Source organism: Flintibacter porci (genome assembly GCF_041925195.1).
Taxonomy (GTDB): Bacteria; Bacillota; Clostridia; order Oscillospirales; family Oscillospiraceae; genus Lawsonibacter; species Lawsonibacter porci.
Genome location: NZ_JBHEVB010000001.1, coordinates 284,345 through 306,012 on the forward strand (window position 1 = coordinate 284,345; position 21,668 = coordinate 306,012).

The following is a 21,668-nucleotide window of genomic DNA, read 5'->3' on the forward strand; positions in this document are numbered from 1 at the left end:
TTCTGTTTTTGTTGGGAGCGGCCTTGGGCTGCTCCCTTTTTATTTTGGGGGCGAGTGTTACTTTCTGCTCGCCCAGAAAGTAACCAAAGATGCGCTGGGGGTTGATTCCGGTGAGCGCCTTCGCGCAGCGGGCGCTCACAGTCATCTGCCCCCCAGGCCCCCATTACGGGGAACGCCCTCCTGAAAAATAGGCAATTTCATCCGGCGGGCAAAACCAGGTCAGACTTTCCTTCTTGCCTCGGCCCACTGGGGCCTACTCAATAGAAATTTAGGAGTATCTGCGCTGTACGCACACCGCCTACTCTGGCAAAACTGTGGCAGCCAATCCCCCGACCACTGCCGCCCCAAAAAGGAACCCGCCCCGCAGGGCGGAGCTCTCCAAATAAACAGTAGGAGCGACGCAGCACATCACTCCTACCAAAAACCTCCCTTACGGGCGCAGAGGCGAAGCGAAGCTTCGCAGGAAGTTCTTTGCCAAGCTTTCTTTCTAAGAAAGCGGGGAGACTTCCGCGCCGGTGTAGTACCAGGTCAAAATCTCATCGTAGGTGCTCCCCGCCTTGGCCATGGCGTTGGCCCCGTACTGGCTCATACCCACCCCGTGGCCGTAACCGGTGACGGAAAAGGTAAAGTTGGTCCCATCCCAGGCCACGGTAAAGCAGGCCGAGCGCAGGTCAAACAGGGTGCGCACCTGCCCTCCCGTCAGGGTGACGCCGCCCACCAGGATACTGGACACGGTGCCTCCCTCATTAACTGCCGGAGTCCCAAACCAGCCCGACGGATCGCCGGACAGGTCGGCGCCGGGATAGGCGGAGAGCACCGCGTTTTTTACTTCCTCTCCACGTTTCACCACCTGGCTGTGGTAATTGGGCACTTCCTCCCCCTCCGGGCTCTCCACGCTCTTTAAGTAATCCACACTGTTGCCCCAGACCTCCACCGCGTCCACCGTATACCCCGGCGCAGAGGAGAAGAACACCGCCTGGATGGGCTGACCCTGGTAGAGAATCCCCATGCCGTCGGTCTCCGCAATGGCCTGGGCGATCTTTTGGCTATACTCCCCGGCGCTCAATCCCCACCGGGTCTCGGCCGCCTCCCGGGTGACATAGGCCTGACAGCAGCCTGTGTCCGTGCATACGTCGGCATCCGGATGGGCCTGGGTGGGATTGTTCTGCTTGCGCACGGTGTAGGTCCGGGCGGCACAGGTCTGCGCCTTTAGAGCCTCCAGCTCGAAGGAGGCGGGCATCTCCGCCGCCACCACCCCAAACAGGTAGTCCTCCATGGTCAGCTCGGTCACCGTCCCGTCCTCCTGGAGGAGCTTTACCACCTTTCCCCGGTCCTTGGCCGCCTGGGTCTGAACGCTCTCCCCCTGGGCTGCGCCGCCGCCCTCCCCCTGCTGAGCCAGTCCCAGCACCGGCTCGCCCCCTACCGTGAGCAGAGGAAGAAAAAACACCACCACTGCCAAAATGAGGCCCAGCCCCGCGGTCCGCCGGGCGTTCCAGCCTGTCCCTGTCTCCCGCCGCTGCCGGTAGTCCATTCCATCCCCTCCTCACTGTTGCGTGTAAAACAGCCTATGTCCGGCAGGGCAAAAATATGTCCGCCCTTCTTCGTGGAAAAAGGCTTTGCCCTTTCCCGCTCCATCTACTATAATATGGAGCAGGACACTTTTTTCCATCCAAGGAGGAGACACAATGCTGCTGAACATTTTGGCGGTTGGCGATATTGTAGGCGAGGGCGGTCAGGATATCCTGGCCCGCCGCCTGCGGGAGCTCCAGCGGGAGCATGACATCCACTTCACCGTGGTCAACGGAGAGAACGCCTCCGGCGTGGGGCTCACCCCCCGGCAGGCCCGTGGTCTGTACGACGCCGGGGCCGATGTGATCACCCTGGGCAACCATACCTGGAACCGCATCCAGATTGCGGATTTTCTGGACAAGGACCCCTATATTCTCCGCCCGGCCAACTACGCCGGCCGGGTACCCGGCCGTGGCTTTGGGGTGTACGACGGACCCAAGGGGCTGAAAATCGGCGTCATGAACCTGATGGGCCGTCTGGAGCTCAACTCCAATCTGGACAGCCCCTTCAAGGCAGCCAATCAGATTCTGCGCTCCCATGAGGCCCAGCAGTGCCAGGTGCTGCTGCTGGACTTCCACGCCGAGGCCACCAGCGAGAAGGGCGCCATGGCCTGGTATCTGGACGGACGCATCCACGCCCTGTGGGGCACCCACACCCACGTACCCACCGCCGACACCCAGATTTTGCCCAAAGGCACCGGCTTTGTCACCGACTTGGGGATGACGGGACCGAGACATTCCGTGCTGGGCATCCGCCCCGAGCACTCCATCAACCTGTTTTTGGGCGGTCTGCCCCGGCGCTATGAGGAGTCGGAGGGTCCTTGCAAGATCAATGCTTGCCGCTTCACCATCGACACGGACAAGAACCGCTGTGTCCAGGTCCAGCGTGTAGACCTCCTGGAGTAACCTACTTTTTTCGAGAAAAAAGTAGGCAAAAAAGCTTTGTGGGAAACTTCGTTTCCCTTCTGAATGGAATCGCCCCCTGCCACGGTTATGCCAGGCCAGGCGGTATTCGTACAACGCAAATGCTTCCAAATTTTCACGTTGCAGGGGCCTGTGCCCCCGGGGCAAGAAGGAAAGTCCGACTTGGTTTTGCCCGCCGGCTAAAATTGCCCAAGAACGCAGGAGGGCGTCCCCCGTAAAGGGGGACCGGGGGAAAGGGGACTATGAGCGCCCGCTCCGCGTAGGCGCTCATCGGAGCCGTCCCCCGGCGATCTTTGGTTCTTTCCATCGCTGGAAAGAACGCCCGTATTTTCCCGGACGCACTGCGTGCGTCCTCCCCCCTTATCCATAGAAAGGACTGGAACAAACCTTGCTGACCATCATCCACGGGGCTGACTTCCACCTGGACAGCCCCTTTGCCGGCCTCACCCCCCAGCGCGCTGCCCAGCGCCGGGGCGAGCAGCGGGAGCTGCTCTCTGCCCTGGCCGAGCTCTCCCGGCAGCGGCAGGCCGACCTGGTGCTCCTCTCCGGCGACCTGCTGGACAGCCACCAGACCTACCGGGAGACCGCCCAGGCCCTCTCTCAGGCCCTGGGACAGATCCCCTGCCCGGTGTTTCTGTCCCCGGGCAACCACGACTACTACCATATAAACTCCCTCTACGCCGCCCTGGAGTGGCCGGAGAATGTACATATTTTCACCTCCGGTGACCTGGAGGCGGTGGAGCTCCCCCAGCTGGGCTGCGTGGTCCATGGCCGGGCCTTTCTGGCTTCCCGGGAGGACACCTCCCCCCTGTCGGGCTTTACCGCCCCTCAGGACGGAAAGGTTCATCTGATGGTGCTCCACGGCCAGGTAGAGGGCATGGGAGACTACGCCCCCATTTCCCGGGAGGACATCGCCGCCAGCGGCCTTCATTATCTGGCTCTGGGCCACGTTCACCAGTGCAGCGGCGTGCAGAGAGAGGAAACTACCTTCTGGGCCTATCCCGGCTGCCCCGAGGGCCGCGGCTTTGACGAGACGGGAGAGAAAGGCGTGCTCTGCCTCACCCTGGACGAGAGGGGCTGCCAGGGGGAGCTGGTGCCCCTGAGGCGGCGGCGGTATGAAGAGCTGACTGTGGATCTCACCGACTGGGAGAGCCCTCTGGAGGCGGTACGGGCCGTTCTGCCTCCAGACACAGACAATGACGTCTACCGCATCACCTTTACCGGAGAGCGCGGGGAATCCCCCCTAGACCTTACCGCCCTGGAAACGGTTCTGGCTCCCCGGTTTTATGGTCTGACCCTCCGGGACCGCACCCGGGTGCGCCGGGAGGTGTGGGCGCGGCGGGAGGAGGACTCCCTTACCGGACTGTTTCTCCGCTCCATGGCCGCCCGCTGTCAGGCGGACCCGGAGGATGAGACCTTACAGCTGGCGGTGCGCTTTGGCCTGGCCGCCCTGGAACGAGGGGAGGATGTGGCTCCATGAAAATCAAAACCATGACCGCCACCTTCGGCAAGCTCCAGGGGGAGCACCTCGCTCTGGAGCCGGGGCTTAACGTCATCACTGCCCCCAACGAAGGGGGCAAGTCCACCTGGTGCGCCTTTTTAAAAGCTATGTTCTACGGCATCGACACCCGGGACCGGGACCGAAAGGGCCACCTGGCCGACAAGAACCGCTACCAGCCCTGGTCCGGCGCCCCCATGGAGGGGGAGATCACCCTGGAGTGGCAGGGCCAGGACATTACCATTCGGAGGGGACCTCGGGGCAACGTGCCCTTTGGCAGCTTCTCCGCCGTGTATACCGGCACCGAGGAGCCCGTCCCCGGCCTGACCGCCGACACCTGCGGTCAGATGCTGCTGGGCGTAGGCCGGGAGGTCTATGAGCGCTCCGCCTTCATCGGACAAAGCGGCACCCTGGCCATCCGCTCCGCCCCGGAGCTGGAGGCCCGCATCGCCGCCCTGGTTTCCTCCGGGGAGGAGGATGTATCCTACTCCCAGGTGGAGCGACAGCTCAAGGAGTGGCTCAACCGCCGCAAGGTCAACAAGAGCGTGGGCCGCATCCCTCAGCTGGAGGAGGAGCAGGCGGAACTGGCCCGCAGTGCAGGCGAGCTCTCCCAGCTCAACGACCAGCTCAACCAGCTGGAGGGAGAGCGGGCCCAGGCCGCCCGAAAGCATGCCTTCTGCACCCGGCAGCTGGCCCTTCATAAGGCCATTGCCCAACGGAAACTGGATCTCCAGTATACCAAGGCCCGCACCGACGAGGCTCAGGCACAGGCACAGCTGAACGCGCTGCTCTCCGAGCAGGCCCGGTTTGGTCCCATCCCCTCCCGGGATGCCCTGAAGCGGGCACAGGGGGAGCTGGCCTTTCTCAAGGCTCTGGAGCCGGAGATCCGGCAAGGCCAGGAGGAACTGGCCCTGGCCCAGCAGGCCCTGGAGCGCGCCCGCCAGGCAGCCCAGGACGACCACTTCCCGGGCATGACCGGAGAAGAAGCGGTGCGCAAAGGGGAGCGGGACAGCGAGAGCCACCGCTCCGGCATGGCCAGGAAGGCTGCTAGCCGCCGAAATTTTGCCCTGCTCCAAATTGTAGGCGTAGTGGCCGGCGCGGCACTGACTATCTTCGGCCCCTTCTGGTGGCTGGGGCCCATCGCCTATGTGCTGTGCGCCGCTGCCTCTGCCCTGGTTTTCGCAAACGGAACGAAATCTGCCCGGCAGGCAGCCAAGATTTTGGAGCGCTACGGGGTGGATGATGTGGAGGAGATCGCCGCCCTGGCAGGAAACTATCAGCAGCGGATGGCCGCCGCCGGCCAAGCTGCCCAGCAGGTGCGGATGATCCAGGGCGGTCTGAAGGACCGCCAGGCCCGGCTGGAAAATAGCCGTCAGGAGCTGTTCCGGTTTGTCCACACCTTTGCCCCCGAGGTAAAGGAGCTCTTTGGCGTCTCTGCCGCCCTCTCCCGGGCGCTGAACCTGGGCGAGCGGGAGACCCTGGCCCGTTCCAAGCTGGAGGGCGCCCAGCGCCTTACCCAGGCTCTCCAGGCCCAGGGCGGCAGAGAGCTGTCGGAAGAGACCCCGCTGTCCCAGCCCACCCTCTCCCTGGAACAGGCCGCTCAGGAGACGGGGCGGCTCCAGGTGGAGCTGGAGCGGCTGGACCGGGCACTCAACCAGGCCCGGGGCAAGCAGCAGGCCCTGGGTGACCCAGCCATTCTCTCTGCCCGGCTGGAGCAGGTGGAGGAGGAGCTGGAGCGCCGTCGCCGGGAATACCAGGCCATCTCCATCGCCATGGAGACCCTCCAGCAGGCCAACGCCCAGCTTCAGCAGCGGTTCTCGCCCCAGCTCAACCGCGCGGCGGGTGCCCTCCTCAGTCGACTCACCGGGGGCAAATATCATGCCCTGTCCCTGGACAAGGAGCTGGAAGCCAGCGCCTCTGGAGAACGGGACGTGCTGCCTCACAGCGCGCTGTACCTGTCCAAGGGAACGGTAGACCAGATCTATCTGGCGGTACGCCTGGCGGTGTGTGACCTGTGTTTGCCGGATGCACCGTTGGTGCTGGACGAGGCCCTGGCTGCCTTTGACGACGTGCGGGCCAAGCGGGCTCTGGAGCTTCTTCAGGAATTGTCCGAGCAGCGGCAGATTTTGCTTTTCTCCTGTCACACTCGAGAGAAAAATCTTTCATAATGTGATCTTTGTAGGAGTGACATTTCTTGTTGCTCCTACTTTTTATTGGATTCCGCCCTGCGGGGCGAGTTCCTTTTTGCTTGCCCAAAAAGGAACCAATGGCCCAGGCCACCCTCTCTTGCCCCTTTGGGGCAATTCACCTTGAGAGTGACTGGGGGAATGCCTCCGGCGAACGCCTCGCCAAAGGCGGGCGTTCACAGTCGTCATCCCCCCAGACCCCCGGTGACGGGAACAGGTCCCTTTGGATTTTAAGTGTTTTCCGGCGGGCAAAATCAAGATCTGTTTCCCTTCTATTCCCGGCCCACTGGGGCCTACTTCCATCAAAATTTAATTATTTCTCTTCTAACGTACACCGCCTGGTGCCTGCCAACCTGTTGAGTGTGGCAATCATTGATTGCCCAGCTGCCACGGTTATACCAGAGTAGGCGGTGTCATTTCAACTGGATATCTTCTAAATTTTTAACGTGTAGGCCCCAGTGGGCCGAGGCAAGTGGTACCATCGAACTTGTTTTAATTCCGCCGGGAGTCTTCTTCCAAGTTCACAGGAAGGCGTCCCACGTAAAGGGGGTCCAGGGGGTGTGGTGACTATGAACACTCGCCTGCGGCGAGGTGTTCGTCGGAGCCATACCCCTTGGCGCATCTTTGGTTACTTTCTGTGCGAGCAGAAAGTAACGTTCCCTCTGCGCAAAAATAATACCCCCGGTTGAATTTTTCCTGCAAACCGGGTATAATGTAACGATCTACCACTGCAACACAAGGAGGCATCCCCTATGGATTCAAAATACGATCAGCAGCCCCTGGACTCCCAGCAGGAGCCTCAGGAGGAAAAAACCGTTGAAAAATCCTCCGACGACCTGTTTTATTGGCTCAACGCGCTGACCACCGCCCTGGTGGTCCTGGTGCTTGTCTTTACCTTCTTCGGCCGCCTCACTCGGGTAGACGGAAATTCCATGGACTATACTTTGCAGAACAACGAACTTCTTCTGGTCTGGTCTCTGGGCTACACTCCCCAGCAGGGCGATATCGTGGTCCTCAACAAAACCACTGCCACCCACCTGGATGGCGTGGCCATCGTCAAGCGTGTCATTGCCGTGGGCGGTCAGACTGTGGACATTGATTACGCCACCAGCACCGTCTATGTGGACGGAGAGCCTTTGGACGAACCTTATATCTGGGAGCCCATGGTGGATATCTACGGCGACCGTGGCAGCACCCACATCGAAGTGCCTGAGGGTTCTATCTTTGTGATGGGCGACAACCGCAACGACTCCGACGACAGCCGGGACAATCTCATCGGTACCATTGATGAGGATTATGTCCTGGGTAAGGCTGTTTTCTCCATCTTCCCCTTCTCCAAATTTGGTCCGCTTTGACCCATCAGGCTGCCCGTCAGGGCAGCCTTTTTTCCGCGTTGACGGCGGACACGCCTCCGTGATACAATTTCTCTAGGCCATTGAGCCCACTATTTTATGTGAGAAAAGGAGTTTTCCGCTATGAAGCAGGTCATTCATACTGATAAGGCCCCCGCCGCCATCGGCCCCTACTCCCAGGCCATCCAAATCGGCCAGCTGCTGTTTACCTCCGGCCAGGTCCCCATTGATCCCGAGACCGGCGCGATTGTGGAGGGCGGTATCCAGGAGCAGGCCCGCCAGTCTCTGAACAACATCAAGGCCATCCTTAACGCTGCCGGCACCAACATGGGCGCTGTGGTCAAGACCACCGTGTTCCTTCAGGATATGAATGACTTCGCCGCCATGAACGAGGTCTATGCTCAGTTCTTCCAGGAGCCCTACCCCGCCCGTTCTGCCGTCCAGGTGGGCCGCCTGCCCAAGGACGCCCTGGTGGAGATCGAGGCCATCGCCCAGCTGTAATTTATTTCGTCTATCTTGTGCTTCTTGTTTTGTTCCTTCCCGAGGGGCTGTGTTTCCCGGGAAATGGGAGAAATCCGAAGGATTTTCGATAAAACGCTTGCAATTTCTCCCACAATGTGCTATTATAAACTCTGCGTCCGGCAGCGGCCGCCGCAAGTTTGATTTTTCGCCCCCCGGGGCTTGAAAGGAACGATTACTATGACTTTGAAGCTCGCTCTTACTGTAATTCAGGTGCTGTGCGCGCTGGTTCTTATTGCGGTGGTTATGCTTCAGTCCGGCAAGAGCGCTGGTCTGTCTGGTGCCATCGCCGGCGGCGTGGATACCTTCCTGTCTAAGAACAAGGCCAAGACCTGGGACTCCAAGCTGGCCAAGATGACCAAGTGGGTGGCTATCGTCTTCGTGATTCTCACCCTGGCCCTGTCTCTGATCTGAGAAATAAACCAAACTCCCGGTGTGACAGCACACCGGGAGTTTTTTATTTGTATATACGACTTTTCGGCCATTAAAAAATCCCGCCCGAAAGGGCGGGATTTTTTATCCTGTAACAGGTGGGATGATCACACGATCTCCGACATTACACCAGCTGGATGATAGCCATCTCAGCGGCGTCGCCGCGGCGGGCGCCGATGCGGACAATGCGGGTGTAACCGCCGTTACGCTCGGCATACTTGGGGCCCAGCTCCTGGAACAGCTTCTTGGCCACATCCTCCTTGGTGATGAAGCCCAGAGCCTGACGATAAGCAGCCAGGTCGTTCTTCTTAGCCAGGGTGATCATCTTCTCGGCCACGGGAGCCACTTCCTTGGCGCGGGTGACGGTGGTCTTGATCTGGCCGTTCTCCAGCAGGTAGGTCACCATGGCACGGAGCATAGCCTTACGCTGATCGCTGGTGCGGCCCAGCTTACGGTTCTTCTGAGACATAAGAAACTCTCCTTCGACCTCGCGTGGCGAGATCCATCTAAAATTCGTTCATTAGACCCCAAATGGGATCGGGAGCCCCTGCAAAAGCGGGACGCAACGCGTGCAGGAAGAGGAACGTTACATACCTTCCTGGCGGCCCCGGGAAGCGTGAGGAAAAATCCTTCGCGCTTCTTTTGATCACGCTGCAGACAGGGCGCGCCTATCCTTCGCGCTTCTTACTGGTTATCATCGCTGGCCAGGGACAGACCCATCATAGCTAGCTTGTTGATGACCTCTTCCAGGCTCTTGCGGCCCAGGTTACGCACCTTCATCATCTCTTCCTCGGTCTTGGAGATCAGATCCTCCACCGTGTTGATGTTAGCGCGCTTGAGGCAGTTATAGGAACGCACGGACAGGTCCATGTCGTCGATGGTCATCTCCATCACCTTGTCCCGCTGGGTCTCGGCCTTCTCCACCACGGTGGAACGGCTGCCCATGGTCTCGGACAGGTCGGTGAACAGAGCAAAGTGATCGCACAGGATCCGGGCGCCCAGGGACACCGCGTCACGGGCGTCGATGGTGCCGTCGGTCCAGACCTCCAGAGTCAGCTTGTCGTAGTCGGTGGCATCGCCTACACGGGTGTTCTCAACGGTGTAATTCACCTTGCGCACCGGGGTGTAGATGGAGTCCACAGGGATCAGGCCGATGATGGTCTGGGCGGGCTTGTTCCGGTCGGCAGGGACATAGCCGCGGCCGTGGGACAAAGTCAGCTCCATGCTCAGGGTGGCGTCGGGACCCAGAGTGGCAATGTGCAGCTCGGGGTTGAGGATCTCCACATCGGCGTCACACTTGATGTCGCCGGCAGTGACCTCGCACTCGCCGCTGGCCTCAATGTGAACCGTCTTGTTCTCCTCGCAGTGGAGCTTGGCGATAATGCTCTTGATGTTCAGGACGATCTCGGTCACGTCCTCTTTGATGCCGGGGATGGTGGAAAACTCATGCTGGACGCCGGCGATCTTGATGGAGGTCACCGCGGTGCCAGGCAGAGAGGACAGCAGGATCCGGCGCAGGGAGTTGCCCAGGGTGGTGCCGTAACCGCGCTCCAGGGGCTCCGCCACATACTTGCCGTAGGAAGCGTCACCGGGATTTTCCACACAATCAATGCGGGGCTTCTCGATTTCTACCATATGCTATGATACCCTCCTTTTCTGGGCGGCTTTCACGCCGCCTGATTCAGCTCACCAATATCTGAGGGTTGTCTAAGTCTAACTCCGTAGGGCCTCCGGCCAAGCCGAAGGCCCACGGAACAATATAATTACTTAGAGTACAGCTCGACGATGAGGTGCTCTTCCACGGGGAAGTCGATGTCGTCCCGAACGGGCAGAGCAACGACCTTACCCTGGAGGGTGTTCTTGGCGTGGTCCAGCCACTTGGGCACGTTCACCACGGGGGCGTCCTCGCCCAGCAGGCGCTTAAACTTCACGGAAGAACGGCTCTTCTCACGCACCTCGATGACGTCGCCCACCTTCACCAGGAAGGAGGGGATGTCAACGCGCTGGCCGTTGACGGTGAAGTGACCGTGGGTCACCAGCTGACGAGCCTCACGGCGGGTCATGGCGAAGCCCAGGCGGTACACCACGTTGTCCAGGCGGCGCTCGATGAGAGTCAGCAGATTCTCACCGGTCTTGCCGGGCATACGGGTGGCCTTCTCGTAGTACATGTGGAACTGCTTCTCCATGATGCCGTACACGAACTTGACCTTCTGCTTCTCGGTCAGCTGCATGGCGTACTCAGACTGCTTTCTGCGCATCTGACCCTTGGGGTTACGGTTGGTCGTCTTCTTGGCATAGCCCATGGCGGCGGGAGACAGGTTCAGAGCCTTGCACCGCTTGGCGATGGGCTGCATATTTCTAGCCATCTGTCAAAAACCTCCTTTATTCCAGATCAGACACGGCGGCGCTTCGGGGGCCGGCAGCCGTTGTGGGGAACGGGGGTCACGTCCTTGATCAGGGTGACCTCCAGGCCCACGGCCTGCAGCGCACGAATGGCGGCCTCACGGCCGGCGCCGGGACCCTTTACGTAGACCTCAACGATCTTCAGGCCATAGCCCTCCATAGCAGCCTTAGCGGCAGTCTCGGCGGCGGTCTGAGCGGCAAAGGGGGTGGACTTACGGGAACCACGGAAGCCCAGGCCGCCGGAGGAGGCCCAGGACAGGGCGTTGCCCTGCATGTCGGTGACAGTCACCATGGTGTTGTTGAAGGAGGAACGGATATGCACCTGGCCCTTCTCCACGTTCTTACGCTCGCGGCGCTTACGCACCACTTTCTTACCCTTGGTATTTGCAGCCATGTGTTATCCCTCCTTACTTCTTCTTGTTGGCCACGGTACGCTTGGGACCCTTGCGGGTACGGGCGTTGGTCTTGGACCGCTGGCCGCGCACAGGCAGGCCCTTGCGGTGACGGATACCGCGGTAGCAGCCGATCTCGGTCAGCCGCTTGATGTCCATAGCCACGTTGCGGCGCAGGTCACCCTCCACGGTGTACTCGTGGCTGATGATCTCACGCAGCTTGGCCTCATCGTCCTCGGTGAGGTCCTTCACGCGGGTGTCGGGGTTAATCCCGGCCTTGGCCAGGATCTTGTTGGCGCTGGTGCGCCCAATGCCGTAGATATAAGTGAGGCCGATCTCGACTCTCTTCTCTCTGGGCAGATCAATGCCGGCAATACGAGCCATTTATTACAGCACCTCCAATTAACCTTGTCTCTGCTTATGCTTGGGGTTTTCGCAAATAACCATGACTTTGCCCTTGCGCTTAATGACTTTGCACTTCTCGCACATGGGCTTCACGGACGGTCTGACTTTCATTGTTAAAACCTCCTGATGAATGCCTGAATGGCCCCGTCGTCGTCACAAGCTTCACATCGCTCACATCCAGCCAGGGCTGAATGTTCGTTCGCTTCGCTGCTCCTCCTCTCCAAAGCGAACCCGCTTCGCTGGGCTTCGCTTTGGGGCGGCCTGCGGCCGCTGAGGGAACGGATTCCCCGGAGGCAAGGCTCCAGAGGAACCAGCCTGTGACAGCGCGGTCGTTAATAGTTACTTAGAACGCCAGGTAATACGGCCTCGGGTGAGGTCGTAGGGTGACATCTGTACGGTCACCTTATCTCCGGGCAGGATGCGGATGAAGTTCATGCGCAGCTTGCCGGAAATATGAGCCAGAATGATGTGCCCATTGCCGATGTCCACATGGAACGTGGTGTTGGGCAGGGATTCGGTGACGACTCCCTCCAGCTCGATCATATCATCTTTCGCCAAGCGTGTTTCCCTCCTTGAAGGCGGCCAGCGCCCTTCTCAGTTCTCGATCGGATACCGTTTGTCCTTGTTGCAGTTTTTCCACAGCAGGGTGACGGAAGTCCCCCTGGTCCAGCCACGCCACATGGCGGGGCTTTTTCCGTTTGGGAGCGGCCATGGTACGGCCCTTCCCGTTGGCCAGCAGGAGAAATTCCCCCTCCTGTCCGGTGACAAAGAACAGCTCGCCCTTGTCCCGTCCGGCCGTCGCCCGGACGATTTGGCCGCTGCTATTACACATAGGCCCCATCTTCCGTAACGGTAAGGATCTCCGGCTCTCCATCTGTAATGAGGATGGTATTTTCATAGTGCGCAGCCAGGGAGCCGTCCAATGTGACGGTGGTCCACTTGTCGGCCAGCACCTTTACCTGCCAATCCCCAGCACAGACCATGGGTTCCACCGCCAGAGTCATACCCGGCAGCAGCCGGGGACCGTGGCCGGCAGGCCCGAAGTTACGTACCTCGGGGGCCTCGTGGAGCTTGGCGCCCACACCGTGGCCCACAAAGTCCCGAACCACGGAGAAGCCGAAGCTCTCCACATAGGTCTGAACCGCATGACCGATATCGGAAACTCTCATGCCCTTCCGGGCCATCTTGATGCCCTCCCAGAAACTCTGCTGAGTCACCTGGATGAGCTTCATAGCCTCGGGGCTCACCTCCCCACAGGGGTAGGTGGCGGCGCAGTCTCCGTGGAAGCCGTCTACATAGGCTCCCACGTCCACGCTGACGATGTCGCCCTCCTTCAGCTTCAGGGGGCCGGGAATTCCATGGATCACTACATCGTTGACCGAAATGCAGGCGGAACCGGGAAATCCTCCGTAACCAAGGAAGGAAGGCTTGGCGCCATGGCTCTCGATAAAGCGGCGCACCGCAGTATCGATTTCGTGGGTGGTGACACCCGGACGAACCATGGAGCCGGCCAGCGCCCGGGCCTGGGCGGTGAGCCGCCCGGCCTTGCGCATGGCCTCAATCTCACGGGGAGATTTCATGGAAATCATTTCGATGCTTCTCAAAGCCCCAGCGCCTCCAGAATCACCTTGGTGGTGGCTTCAATGGTGGGCTGGTTATCCACCGAGCTCAGCAGGCCCTTGCTCTGGTAATAGCCCTTCAGGGGCTCGGTCTGCTCATGGTAGACCGCCAGACGCTGACGCACGGTCTCGGGCTTGTCGTCATCCCGCAGGACCACGGGGCCGCCGCAGGAATCACACACACCCTCCACCTTGGTGGGCCGGGCCACAATGTGGTAGGAGGCGCCGCACTGGGCGCACACCCGACGGCCCGACATACGCTGCTCGATCTCCTCGTCGGAGATCTCGATGGACAGAACATGGTCCAGCTTCACGCCGGCCTTGTCCAGAGCTTCGGCCTGAGGCAGGGTGCGGGGCATCCCGTCCAGGATAAAGCCGTTGGCACAGTCCTCCTGAGCCAGGCGCTCAGCCACGATGGCGATGACCACCTCATCGGGGACCAGCTGGCCGTTGTCCATGTAGGACTTGGCCTTCAGGCCGGTGGGGGTACCGTCTTTGATCGCGGCGCGGAGGATGTTGCCGGTGGATATGGTGGGGATGTTCAGCTTAGCGCTGAGTACCTCAGCCTGGGTTCCTTTGCCGGCGCCGGGAGCGCCCAGCAGGATCAGCTTCATTCCCATATCACACACTCCCTCTTACTCCAGGAAGCCCTTGTAGTGCCGCATGAGCATCTGAGCCTCCATCTGCTTCACGGTCTCCAGAGCGACGCCTACCACGATGATAACGGAAGTGCCGCCGATGGCCAGAGAATTATAGCTGACCAGGTTGCCGGTGATGATGGGGGCGATAGCCACCACGGAGAGGTACAGGGCACCGAACATGGTGATCTTGTTGAGCACCTTCATAATGAAGTCGGCGGTGGGCTTGCCGGGACGGAAGCCGGGGATAAAGCCGCCGTTCTTCTTCAGGTTGTTCGCCACCTCGATGGGGTTGAACTGCATGGTGGCGTAGAAGTAGCTGAAGCCCACGATCAGCAGGAAATACAGGATGCTGTAGAAGGGCTTCGTGGTATCAAACAGGTTCATCAGACCTCCGCCGAAGCCGCCGCTGGTGGTAGTCCAGCCGGCAAAGGCGCCGATGGTGGCAGGCAGGGAGGCGATGGACTGGGCGAAGATGATGGGCATAACGCCGCTCATGTTCACCTTGATGGGGATGTGGGTGGACTGACCGCCGTACATCTTCCGGCCCACCACCCGCTTGGCATACTGCACAGGCAGGCGGCGCTCGGCGTTGGAGATGAACACGATGAACACCACCAGAGCCAGCATACCGATGATGATCACGGGGACCATCCAGGGAGCCAGGGCAGCGTTCTCATAGGCGGCGATCTGAGTCTCGCTCATGCTGGCCTTCATCTCGTCGGTGAGGGGGTTGTTATAGTAACCCAGGCCAGTGATGATGTCGCCCACCATACGGGGGAAGCGGGAAACGATACCGGCGAACAGCAGAATGGAAATGCCGTTGCCAATGCCGAACTCGGTGATCTGCTCACCCAGCCACATCAGGAAGGCAGAGCCAGCAGTGAAGGACAGCACGATGACCAGGCCCACCCAAACGGCAGGCAGACCGTCGGTCTCCACCAGACCGTAGCTGTTGATCAGGGTGTAGTAACCAAAACCCTGCAGCAGGCCGATGGCCACGGTGGTGTACCGGGTGATGGAGGCGATCTTCTTCCGGCCCTCCTCGCCGCCCTCCTTGGCCAGCCGCTCCAGAGCGGGGATGGCCACGGTAAGCAGCTGGATGATAATGGAGCTGTTGATATAGGGCTGCACGCTCAGGGCGAACAGGGTAGCCATAGAGAAGGCAGAGCCGCTCATGGCATTCATCAGCCCCAGAATGGTACCGCTCTGGGCTGTGAGATAGGTCTCCAGCTGGTCACCATTGATATAGGGGACCGGAATGGCGGCGCCCAGACGGAAGATGAGCAGCGCAAAGATGGTAAAGAGGATCTTGTTGCGCAGCTCAGGGATCTTCCAGGCGTCCCGAACGGTCTTGATCATTTAGATCACCTCGTACTTTCCGCCGGCCGCCACGATCTTCTCCTTGGCAGAGGCGGAGAAAGCGGACGCCTGGACAGTCAGCTTCTTGGTGATGGTGCCGTTGCCCAGGATCTTCACACCATACTCACACTTGGAGAGGATGCCCTTCTCCAGCAGAGCCTGAGCGTTGACCACAGCGCCGTCCTCGAACTTCTCCAGAGCGGAGACGTTCACGGACTCCAGGGGCTTAGCGAAGATGTTGTTGAAGCCGCGCTTGGGGATACGGCGGGCCAGAGGCATCTGGCCGCCCTCAAAACCCACGCGCACGCCGCCGCCGGAGCGGGCCCACTGGCCCTTGTGACCACGGCCGGCAGTCTTACCGTTGCCGGAACCATGACCGCGGCCCTTGCGGAAGGACTTAGTGGTGGAACCGGCGGCGGGGGAGAGTTCATGCAGATTCATTGTCTCGCGCCTCCTACGTTAGTTTTCCTCGGTCACCTGGAGCAGGTAGCCGATGTGGGCGATCTTACCACGGGTGGCAGCGTTGTCGGGCTGCACGGTAATGTCGCCGATCTTCTTCAGGCCCAGAGCCTCGGCAGTCGCCTTGTGCTTGGCGATGCGGCCGTTCAGGCTCTTGACCAGCTTAATGTTCAGATTAGCCATTGTCAGCGCCTCCTTAACCCAGGATCTCGTCCACGCTCTTACCGCGGATGCGGGCGACCTCCTCAGGGCTGCGCAGGGACTTCAGGCCCACAAAGGCAGCGGAGACCACGTTCTGCGGATTGTTGGAGCGCAGGCACTTGGTGTAGATATCCTTGATGCCGACAGCTTCCAGCACGGCGCGGACAGCGCCGCCGGCGATCACGCCGGTACCGGGGGCGGCGGGCTTCATCAGCACGCGGCCGGCGCCGAACTCACCGATCACCTCGTGGGGGATGGTGGTGCCGGACAGGGACACAGTGATCATGTTCTTCTTGGCGTCCTCGATGCCCTTGCGGATAGCCTCGGGCACCTCGGCGGCCTTACCCAGGCCAAAGCCCACGCGGCCCTTCTCATCGCCCACCACCATCAGAGCGGCGAACTTGAAGATACGGCCGCCCTTGACGGTCTTGGATACGCGGTTCAGGGAAACGAGCTTCTCCACGAACTCGCTGGGTTCTCTCTCAAATCTAGCCATTGTCGTTTCCTCCTCCCTTAGAACTGCAGGCCGCCCTCACGGGCGCCCTCGGCCAGAGCCTTGACGCGGCCGTGGTAGACATAGCCGCCGCGGTCGAACACCACGGTGTCGATGCCCTTGGCCTTGGCACGCTCAGCCACGTTGATGCCAACCTGCTTGGCGGCGTCGGACTTGGTGCCCTCACAGGAGAAATCCTTCTCCAGGGAAGAGGCGCTCACCAGGGTCTTGCCGGTCACATCGTCGATGATCTGGGCATAGATGTTGGTGGCGCTGCGGAACACGTTCAGGCGGGGACGCTCGGGCGTGCCGGAAATCTTGGCGCGCACGCGCTTATGGCGCTTAAGCCGCTGGGAACGAGTATCGGGTCTGTTGATCATAGTGGCACACCTCCTTCTTACTTCTTGGCGCCGGTCTTACCAGCCTTGCGGCGGATGACCTCGTCGGTGTATTTGATGCCCTTGCCCTTATAAGGCTCGGGGGGACGCTTCTCTCTCACTTCGGCAGCAAACTGGCCAACCTGCTGCTTGTCGCAGCCGTTGATGATGATCTTGTTGGGGCCGGGAACCTCGATAGTGATACCGGGAACCTCCTCCATGATGACCTGATGGGAGAAGCCCAGGTTCATCACCAGCTTGTTGCCCTCCTTGGCCACACGATAGCCAACGCCGTTGACGTCCAGCTCCTTCTTGTAGCCCTCGGTCACGCCCACCACCATGTTGTGGATCAGGGTGCGAGTCAGGCCGTGAAGAGCACGGTTCTCCTTAGCGTCGTTGGGACGAGTGACATGCAGCACGTTCTCCTCGATGGCGATGGCCATGTTGGGGTTGAACTGCTGGGTCAGGGTGCCCTTGGGGCCCTTGACGGTGACAACGTTGTTGTCCTCTACCTTAATCTCCACTCCGGCGGGAATGGCGATAGGAGCTCTACCAATTCTAGACATTCCTATAACCCTCCTTACCAGACAAATGCCAGGACTTCGCCGCCGACATGGGCCTTGCGGGCCGCTTTGTCAGTCATGACGCCCTTGGAAGTGGATACGATGGCGATACCCAGGCCGCGCAGAACCTTGGGCAGCTCGTCCGCGCCGGCATACACCCGCAGGCCGGGCTTGGACACGCGGCGCAGACCGGAGATGACCTTCTCCTTACCGGCGCCATACTTCAGAGTGATGCGGATGACACCCTGAGTGCCGTCGTCGATGAGCTGGAAGTTCTTGATATAGCCTTCATCCAGCAGGATCTGAGCGATGGACTTCTTCATGTTGGACGCGGGGACGTCCACGGTGTCATGCTTGGCGTTGTTCGCGTTGCGGATGCGGGTGAGCATATCCGCAATGGGGTCCGTGATATGCATGAGATATACCTCCTTATAAGATTACCGGAAAATCCGGTACAGACGGTAAGGTATCGGGGGTAGGCGCTCCCCGACCTGTTGACCGCCTTCGCGCCTTTGGCGCTATCAAAACCGCCGCGAGGCGGGCTTGACCAAAGTCACCTTGCAAGCCAAAACCCCGTACTCACACCCCGGGATTTTCCGGTGGGGATTACGGGTTTTTTGCACCGCCCAACGGTGTCGGGCGTGCCATTTTTAAGTCCTCTGGCGCACAAGCACTTTATTGTACCCCATAAATCTGGGAATTGCAAGGGTTTTTTGCTTCGCACACACGGGTGCGTGGTCAGCTTTTGTCTGGAAGAGACCGGCTGCACCGCAGCCGGTCTCTTTTTCGACTCATTTCAGGGGCAAGCCTCTTAGGGACCTGCCAGGGTCTTGGTGAAGATCGCTTTGTCAGACAAGGCGGAGCGGCGCAGGCGTACTTTGTGTACGTCAAGCCACTAACTGCCCACTGACCAATCTTGCACCGCGGATTGGTGAGGAAAATGTTCCTGGGCAATGTGCGGGCCGCGCCGCCGTACTTTGTGTACGGCAAGCGGACCTCACGAAGCACAGGGGCATTTAACTTACCAAGACGCCTTCTTCACGCCGGGGATCTGGCCCTTATAAGCCAGCTCGCGGAAGCAGATACGGCAGATGCCGTAGTCGCGCAGGTAGGCGTGGGGACGGCCGCAGATCTTGCAGCGGTTGTAGCGGCGGCTGGAGAATTTGGGCTCGCGCTGCTGCTTGAGAATCATAGATTTCTTAGCCATGTTGTTCCTCCTCCTTAGCGGCCGGCGAAGGGAGCGCCGATGAGCTTGAGCAGCTCGCGGGCCTCCTCATCGGTCTGAGCGGTGGTGCACATCACGATGTCCATACCGCGGATCTTGTCGATCTTGTCGTACTCGATCTCGGGGAAGATCAGCTGCTCCTTGATGCCCAGAGCGTAGTTGCCCCGGCCGTCAAAGGAGTCGGCGGAAATGCCGCGGAAGTCACGCACGCGGGGCAGGGCCACGTTGAACAGGCGGTCCAGGAACTCCCACATCTTGTTGCCGCGCAGGGTAACCTTAGCGCCGATGGGCATGCCCTCACGGAGCTTAAAGTTAGCCACGGACTTCTTGGCCTTGGTGATCACAGCCTTCTGGCCGGTGATAGCGGTCAGGTCGCTGACCACGGCGTCCAGAACCTTGGCGTTCTCGCGGGCCTCGCTGCAGCCCACGTTGACAACGATCTTGTCCAGACGGGGGATCTGCATGGTGGACTTGTAGCCGAACTTCTGCATCAGAGCAGGAGCGACCTCGTCCTGATACAGCTTCTTCAGGTTAGGCGTATTGGCCATTGGTTAACTCCTCCTCTCTCAGATTTCGGCGCCGCACTTCTTGCAGATGCGGACCTTCTTGTCACCCTCGACCTTTTGGCCGACGCGGGTGGGCTTACCACACTTGGGGCAGACCTTCTGCACCTTGCAGGCGTAGATGGGGGCCTCCTTCTGGATGATGCCGCCCTGCTCGCCCTGCTTACGGGGCTTGGTGTGGCGGGAGACCACGTTGACCTTCTCCACCACGACCTTGCCGCTCTTGGGCATAACTTCCAGGACCTTGCCCTGCTTGCCCTTGTCCTTGCCGGACAGAACGACCACCAGGTCGTCCTTGCGAATGCTCATTTTATTCATCCTAAAAACCCTCCCTTACAGCACTTCGGGAGCCAGGGACAGGATCTTCATATAATCCTTGTCGCGCAGCTCGCGGGCCACTGGGCCAAAGATACGAGTGCCGCGGGGGTTCTTGTCCTCCTTGATGAGGACGGCGGCGTTGTCGTCAAACCGGACGTAGGAGCCGTCGGCGCGGCGCACGCCCCGAGCGGAACGGACGATAACGGCCTTGACGACCTCGCCCTTCTTCACGGTACCGCCGGGCTGAGCCTTCCGCACGGAAGCCACGACCACATCGCCGATGTTGCCGAACTTGCGCTTGGAACCGCCCAGCACGCGGATGGTCTTGATCTCCTTGGCGCCGGTGTTATCGGCGACTTTCAGATAGCTTTCTTCCTGAATCATGCCGGCACCTCCTTATTTCGCCTTCTCGATGATCTCAACCACGCGCCAGCGCTTGTCCTTGGACAGGGGACGGGTCTCCATGACACGGACACGGTCGCCGATGCCGCACTGGTTGTTCTCATCGTGAGCCTTCAGCTTATAGGTTCTCTTAACGATCTTCTTGTACAGAGGGTGGGCCACGCGGTCGGCGATGGCGACCACCACGGTCTTATCCATCTTGTCCGAAACCACCAGGCCGACTCTGGTCTTACGGGAAGAAGTTCTGTTTTCCATCTTCTATTCCTCCTATTACCGGCCGGCGAGCTGCTGCTCGCGGATGATGGTCTTGACCCGGGCGATATCCTTCTTGACCTCAGCGATGCGCACGGGGTTATCCAGCTGGTTGGTGGCGTGCTGGAGGCGCAGGTTGAACAGGTCCTTCTTCAGGTCCATCAGCTTGGTCTCCAGCTCGGCGCCGGACATCTTGCGGATTTCATTGGCCTTCATTACGCTTCACCACCCTTCTCGGTCTCTTCACGCTTCACGATCTTGCACTTGACAGGCAGCTTGTGGCTGGCCAGACGCAGAGCCTCACGAGCGACCTCCTCGGAGACGCCGGCGATCTCGAACATCACGCGGCCGGGCTTAACCACGGCCACCCAGTACTCGGGGGAACCCTTACCGGAACCCATGCGGGTCTCGGCGGGCTTCTCGGTTACGGGCTTATCGGGGAAGATCTTGATCCAAACCTTACCGCCACGCTTGGTGTGACGAGTCATGGCGATACGGGCGGCCTCGATCTGATTGCTGGTGATCCAGCTGGGCTCAGTGGCCATCAGGCCAAACTCACCGTAGCTGACGGTGTTGCCCCGGGTAGCCTTACCCTTCATGCGGCCGCGGTGAACACGGCGATACTTTACGCGCTTAGGCAGCAGCATTACTGAGCGCCTCCTTCCTTAGGAGCATTGGCCTGACCGGCGGGGCGGGGGCCACGATTGTTGTTGAAGTTGCCCTGGCCGGCGGGACGAGGACCGCGGTTGAAGCCGCCCTCGCGACGATCCCGGTTGAAGCCACCACGGCGGTCGCCGTCGCGGCGGTCGCGGCGGGGACGCTCACGGCGCTCCTGATAGGGCTTGCTGGTATCCAGGGTGCGGGGAGTGGTCCGCAGGGCCTGGGTGAGCACCTCACCCTTGTAGATCCACACCTTCACGCCGATGCGGCCGTAGGTGGTGGCAGCCTCAGCAAAGCCGTAGTCGATGTCGGCGCGCAGAGTCTGCAGGGGGATGGTGCCATCGTGATAGTGCTCGGTACGGGCGATCTCAGCGCCGCCCAGACGGCCGGAGCAGCAGGTCTTGATGCCGCGGGCGCCGGAGCGCATCGCACGGCCCATGGCGTTCTTCATGGCGCGGCGGAAGCCGATACGCTTCTCCAGCTGCTGAGCGATGTTCTCGGCAACCAGCTGAGCGTCCATGTCGGCGTTCTTCACTTCCACGATCTTCAGGTCCACGGGCTTGCCGATCATCTTGACCAGCTTGGCCTCGATCTTCTTGATCTCCTCGCCGCCCTTACCGATGACCACGCCGGGACGGGCGCAGTGCAGGTAGATGCGGACCTTGGCGTTGTCCCGCTCGATCTCGATCTTGGGGATGCCGGCGGAGTACAGGGTCTTCTTCAGGTAGTCACGGATCTTCTTGTCCTCAACCAGCAGGTCGCCAACCAGCTCGTTCTTGGCGTACCAGCGGGAGTCCCAATCCTTGATGACACCCACGCGCAGGCCGTGGGGATTAACTTTCTGTCCCATATTCTTC

32 protein-coding genes are annotated in these 21,668 nt (G+C 60.4%); 6 read left to right on the forward strand and 26 right to left on the reverse strand.

Annotation, left to right across the window (positions count from 1 at the left end; all coding sequences use genetic code 11):
* Positions 1 to 487 precede the first annotated feature (487 nt).
* Positions 488 to 1,531, reverse strand: coding sequence for a stage II sporulation protein D (gene spoIID, locus ACEVJL_RS01340; protein WP_374736652.1), 1,044 nt, complete (start codon positions 1,529 to 1,531; stop codon positions 488 to 490).
* Positions 1,532 to 1,685: 154 nt separating this feature from the next.
* On the opposite strand from spoIID, the gene ACEVJL_RS01345 reads away from it, so the two are divergent.
* From ACEVJL_RS01345 to secG, 6 genes are all read left to right on the forward strand, one after another.
* Entirely contained in the window at positions 1,686 to 2,474 is a 789-nt protein-coding gene (locus tag ACEVJL_RS01345; protein ID WP_374736653.1) for a TIGR00282 family metallophosphoesterase, read from the forward strand.
* A gap of 406 nt (positions 2,475 to 2,880) precedes the next feature.
* On the forward strand, positions 2,881 to 3,972 hold the full coding sequence (locus ACEVJL_RS01350) for a metallophosphoesterase family protein (RefSeq protein ID WP_374736654.1): 1,092 nt from the start codon (positions 2,881 to 2,883) through the stop codon (positions 3,970 to 3,972).
* Positions 3,969 to 6,158 (forward strand): AAA family ATPase, encoded by a 2,190-nt coding sequence (locus ACEVJL_RS01355; protein ID WP_374736655.1) that lies wholly within the window; start codon positions 3,969 to 3,971, stop codon positions 6,156 to 6,158. Before ACEVJL_RS01350 ends, ACEVJL_RS01355 begins: the two co-directional genes overlap by 4 nt.
* Positions 6,159 to 6,928: 770 nt before the next feature.
* On the forward strand, positions 6,929 to 7,531 hold the full coding sequence (gene lepB / locus ACEVJL_RS01360; protein ID WP_374736656.1) for a signal peptidase I: 603 nt from the start codon (positions 6,929 to 6,931) through the stop codon (positions 7,529 to 7,531).
* A gap of 120 nt (positions 7,532 to 7,651) precedes the next feature.
* A complete protein-coding gene (locus ACEVJL_RS01365) occupies positions 7,652 to 8,029 on the forward strand; it encodes a RidA family protein (protein ID WP_008982602.1) in 378 nt (125 codons plus the stop codon).
* 198 nt (positions 8,030 to 8,227) lie between these two features.
* Complete coding sequence (gene secG / locus ACEVJL_RS01370; protein WP_020989776.1) at positions 8,228 to 8,461, forward strand: preprotein translocase subunit SecG; 234 nt, start codon at positions 8,228 to 8,230, stop codon at positions 8,459 to 8,461.
* Positions 8,462 to 8,603: 142 nt separating this feature from the next.
* On the opposite strand, the gene rplQ is transcribed toward secG, so the two are convergent.
* The 25 genes from rplQ to rpsC all read right to left on the reverse strand — a co-directional run bounded on the left by rplQ (position 8,604) and on the right by rpsC (position 21,661).
* On the reverse strand, positions 8,604 to 8,948 hold the full coding sequence (gene rplQ, locus ACEVJL_RS01375) for a 50S ribosomal protein L17 (RefSeq protein ID WP_008982604.1): 345 nt from the start codon (positions 8,946 to 8,948) through the stop codon (positions 8,604 to 8,606).
* Positions 8,949 to 9,163: 215 nt separating this feature from the next.
* Positions 9,164 to 10,114: a DNA-directed RNA polymerase subunit alpha gene (locus ACEVJL_RS01380; RefSeq protein ID WP_235398225.1), complete on the reverse strand. Its 951-nt coding sequence runs from the start codon at positions 10,112 to 10,114 to the stop codon at positions 9,164 to 9,166.
* 128 nt (positions 10,115 to 10,242) lie between these two features.
* Complete coding sequence (gene rpsD / locus ACEVJL_RS01385) at positions 10,243 to 10,845, reverse strand: 30S ribosomal protein S4 (RefSeq protein WP_008982606.1); 603 nt, start codon at positions 10,843 to 10,845, stop codon at positions 10,243 to 10,245.
* A 26-nt stretch (positions 10,846 to 10,871) separates the two neighbouring features.
* Positions 10,872 to 11,276, reverse strand: a complete 405-nt coding sequence (gene rpsK / locus ACEVJL_RS01390) for a 30S ribosomal protein S11 (RefSeq protein WP_008982607.1) — start codon at positions 11,274 to 11,276, stop codon at positions 10,872 to 10,874.
* Between the two features lie 13 nt (positions 11,277 to 11,289).
* Positions 11,290 to 11,658, reverse strand: coding sequence for a 30S ribosomal protein S13 (rpsM, locus tag ACEVJL_RS01395; RefSeq protein WP_008982608.1), 369 nt, complete (start codon positions 11,656 to 11,658; stop codon positions 11,290 to 11,292).
* An 18-nt stretch (positions 11,659 to 11,676) separates the two neighbouring features.
* Positions 11,677 to 11,790 (reverse strand): 50S ribosomal protein L36, encoded by a 114-nt coding sequence (gene rpmJ / locus ACEVJL_RS01400; RefSeq protein ID WP_008982609.1) that lies wholly within the window; start codon positions 11,788 to 11,790, stop codon positions 11,677 to 11,679.
* Between the two features lie 228 nt (positions 11,791 to 12,018).
* The gene (infA, locus tag ACEVJL_RS01405; RefSeq protein WP_020989775.1) at positions 12,019 to 12,237 is read right to left on the reverse strand and encodes a translation initiation factor IF-1; all 219 of its coding nucleotides are present in this window, start codon (positions 12,235 to 12,237) and stop codon (positions 12,019 to 12,021) included.
* Complete coding sequence (locus ACEVJL_RS01410) at positions 12,224 to 12,511, reverse strand: KOW domain-containing RNA-binding protein (protein WP_008982611.1); 288 nt, start codon at positions 12,509 to 12,511, stop codon at positions 12,224 to 12,226. The genes infA and ACEVJL_RS01410 overlap by 14 nt, the downstream gene beginning before the upstream one ends.
* Positions 12,504 to 13,268: a type I methionyl aminopeptidase gene (map, locus tag ACEVJL_RS01415; protein ID WP_008982612.1), complete on the reverse strand. Its 765-nt coding sequence runs from the start codon at positions 13,266 to 13,268 to the stop codon at positions 12,504 to 12,506. Before map ends, ACEVJL_RS01410 begins: the two co-directional genes overlap by 8 nt.
* An 11-nt stretch (positions 13,269 to 13,279) precedes the next feature.
* Positions 13,280 to 13,912 (reverse strand): adenylate kinase, encoded by a 633-nt coding sequence (locus ACEVJL_RS01420; protein ID WP_040649803.1) that lies wholly within the window; start codon positions 13,910 to 13,912, stop codon positions 13,280 to 13,282.
* Positions 13,913 to 13,933: 21 nt separating this feature from the next.
* The gene (secY, locus tag ACEVJL_RS01425; RefSeq protein ID WP_008982614.1) at positions 13,934 to 15,298 is read right to left on the reverse strand and encodes a preprotein translocase subunit SecY; all 1,365 of its coding nucleotides are present in this window, start codon (positions 15,296 to 15,298) and stop codon (positions 13,934 to 13,936) included.
* Entirely contained in the window at positions 15,299 to 15,739 is a 441-nt protein-coding gene (gene rplO / locus ACEVJL_RS01430) for a 50S ribosomal protein L15 (RefSeq protein ID WP_008982615.1), read from the reverse strand.
* Between the two features lie 18 nt (positions 15,740 to 15,757).
* Positions 15,758 to 15,940 carry a 50S ribosomal protein L30 gene (gene rpmD, locus ACEVJL_RS01435; protein WP_008982616.1) on the reverse strand — a complete coding sequence of 61 codons (183 nt, stop codon included), beginning with the start codon at positions 15,938 to 15,940 and terminating at the stop codon, positions 15,758 to 15,760.
* Between the two features lie 13 nt (positions 15,941 to 15,953).
* Positions 15,954 to 16,454 carry a 30S ribosomal protein S5 gene (rpsE, locus tag ACEVJL_RS01440; protein WP_008982617.1) on the reverse strand — a complete coding sequence of 167 codons (501 nt, stop codon included), beginning with the start codon at positions 16,452 to 16,454 and terminating at the stop codon, positions 15,954 to 15,956.
* Between the two features lie 17 nt (positions 16,455 to 16,471).
* Positions 16,472 to 16,831 carry a 50S ribosomal protein L18 gene (gene rplR, locus ACEVJL_RS01445; RefSeq protein ID WP_008982618.1) on the reverse strand — a complete coding sequence of 120 codons (360 nt, stop codon included), beginning with the start codon at positions 16,829 to 16,831 and terminating at the stop codon, positions 16,472 to 16,474.
* 17 nt (positions 16,832 to 16,848) lie between these two features.
* Entirely contained in the window at positions 16,849 to 17,394 is a 546-nt protein-coding gene (rplF, locus tag ACEVJL_RS01450) for a 50S ribosomal protein L6 (RefSeq protein ID WP_008982619.1), read from the reverse strand.
* Between the two features lie 14 nt (positions 17,395 to 17,408).
* Positions 17,409 to 17,807, reverse strand: a complete 399-nt coding sequence (gene rpsH / locus ACEVJL_RS01455) for a 30S ribosomal protein S8 (protein WP_110441718.1) — start codon at positions 17,805 to 17,807, stop codon at positions 17,409 to 17,411.
* 605 nt (positions 17,808 to 18,412) lie between these two features.
* Complete coding sequence (locus ACEVJL_RS01460) at positions 18,413 to 18,598, reverse strand: type Z 30S ribosomal protein S14 (protein ID WP_160663218.1); 186 nt, start codon at positions 18,596 to 18,598, stop codon at positions 18,413 to 18,415.
* Positions 18,599 to 18,612: 14 nt separating this feature from the next.
* Positions 18,613 to 19,164, reverse strand: a complete 552-nt coding sequence (gene rplE, locus ACEVJL_RS01465; protein ID WP_008982622.1) for a 50S ribosomal protein L5 — start codon at positions 19,162 to 19,164, stop codon at positions 18,613 to 18,615.
* An 18-nt stretch (positions 19,165 to 19,182) separates the two neighbouring features.
* Entirely contained in the window at positions 19,183 to 19,497 is a 315-nt protein-coding gene (gene rplX, locus ACEVJL_RS01470; RefSeq protein ID WP_235398232.1) for a 50S ribosomal protein L24, read from the reverse strand.
* Between the two features lie 15 nt (positions 19,498 to 19,512).
* Positions 19,513 to 19,881, reverse strand: coding sequence for a 50S ribosomal protein L14 (rplN, locus tag ACEVJL_RS01475; protein ID WP_008982624.1), 369 nt, complete (start codon positions 19,879 to 19,881; stop codon positions 19,513 to 19,515).
* Between the two features lie 12 nt (positions 19,882 to 19,893).
* Positions 19,894 to 20,154 (reverse strand): 30S ribosomal protein S17, encoded by a 261-nt coding sequence (gene rpsQ, locus ACEVJL_RS01480; RefSeq protein ID WP_008982625.1) that lies wholly within the window; start codon positions 20,152 to 20,154, stop codon positions 19,894 to 19,896.
* A gap of 15 nt (positions 20,155 to 20,169) precedes the next feature.
* Positions 20,170 to 20,367, reverse strand: coding sequence for a 50S ribosomal protein L29 (gene rpmC, locus ACEVJL_RS01485; RefSeq protein WP_008982626.1), 198 nt, complete (start codon positions 20,365 to 20,367; stop codon positions 20,170 to 20,172).
* Entirely contained in the window at positions 20,367 to 20,798 is a 432-nt protein-coding gene (gene rplP / locus ACEVJL_RS01490) for a 50S ribosomal protein L16 (RefSeq protein ID WP_008982627.1), read from the reverse strand. The genes rpmC and rplP overlap by 1 nt, the downstream gene beginning before the upstream one ends.
* Positions 20,798 to 21,661, reverse strand: coding sequence for a 30S ribosomal protein S3 (gene rpsC / locus ACEVJL_RS01495; RefSeq protein ID WP_008982628.1), 864 nt, complete (start codon positions 21,659 to 21,661; stop codon positions 20,798 to 20,800). Before rpsC ends, rplP begins: the two co-directional genes overlap by 1 nt.
* Positions 21,662 to 21,668: the final 7 nt, after the last annotated feature.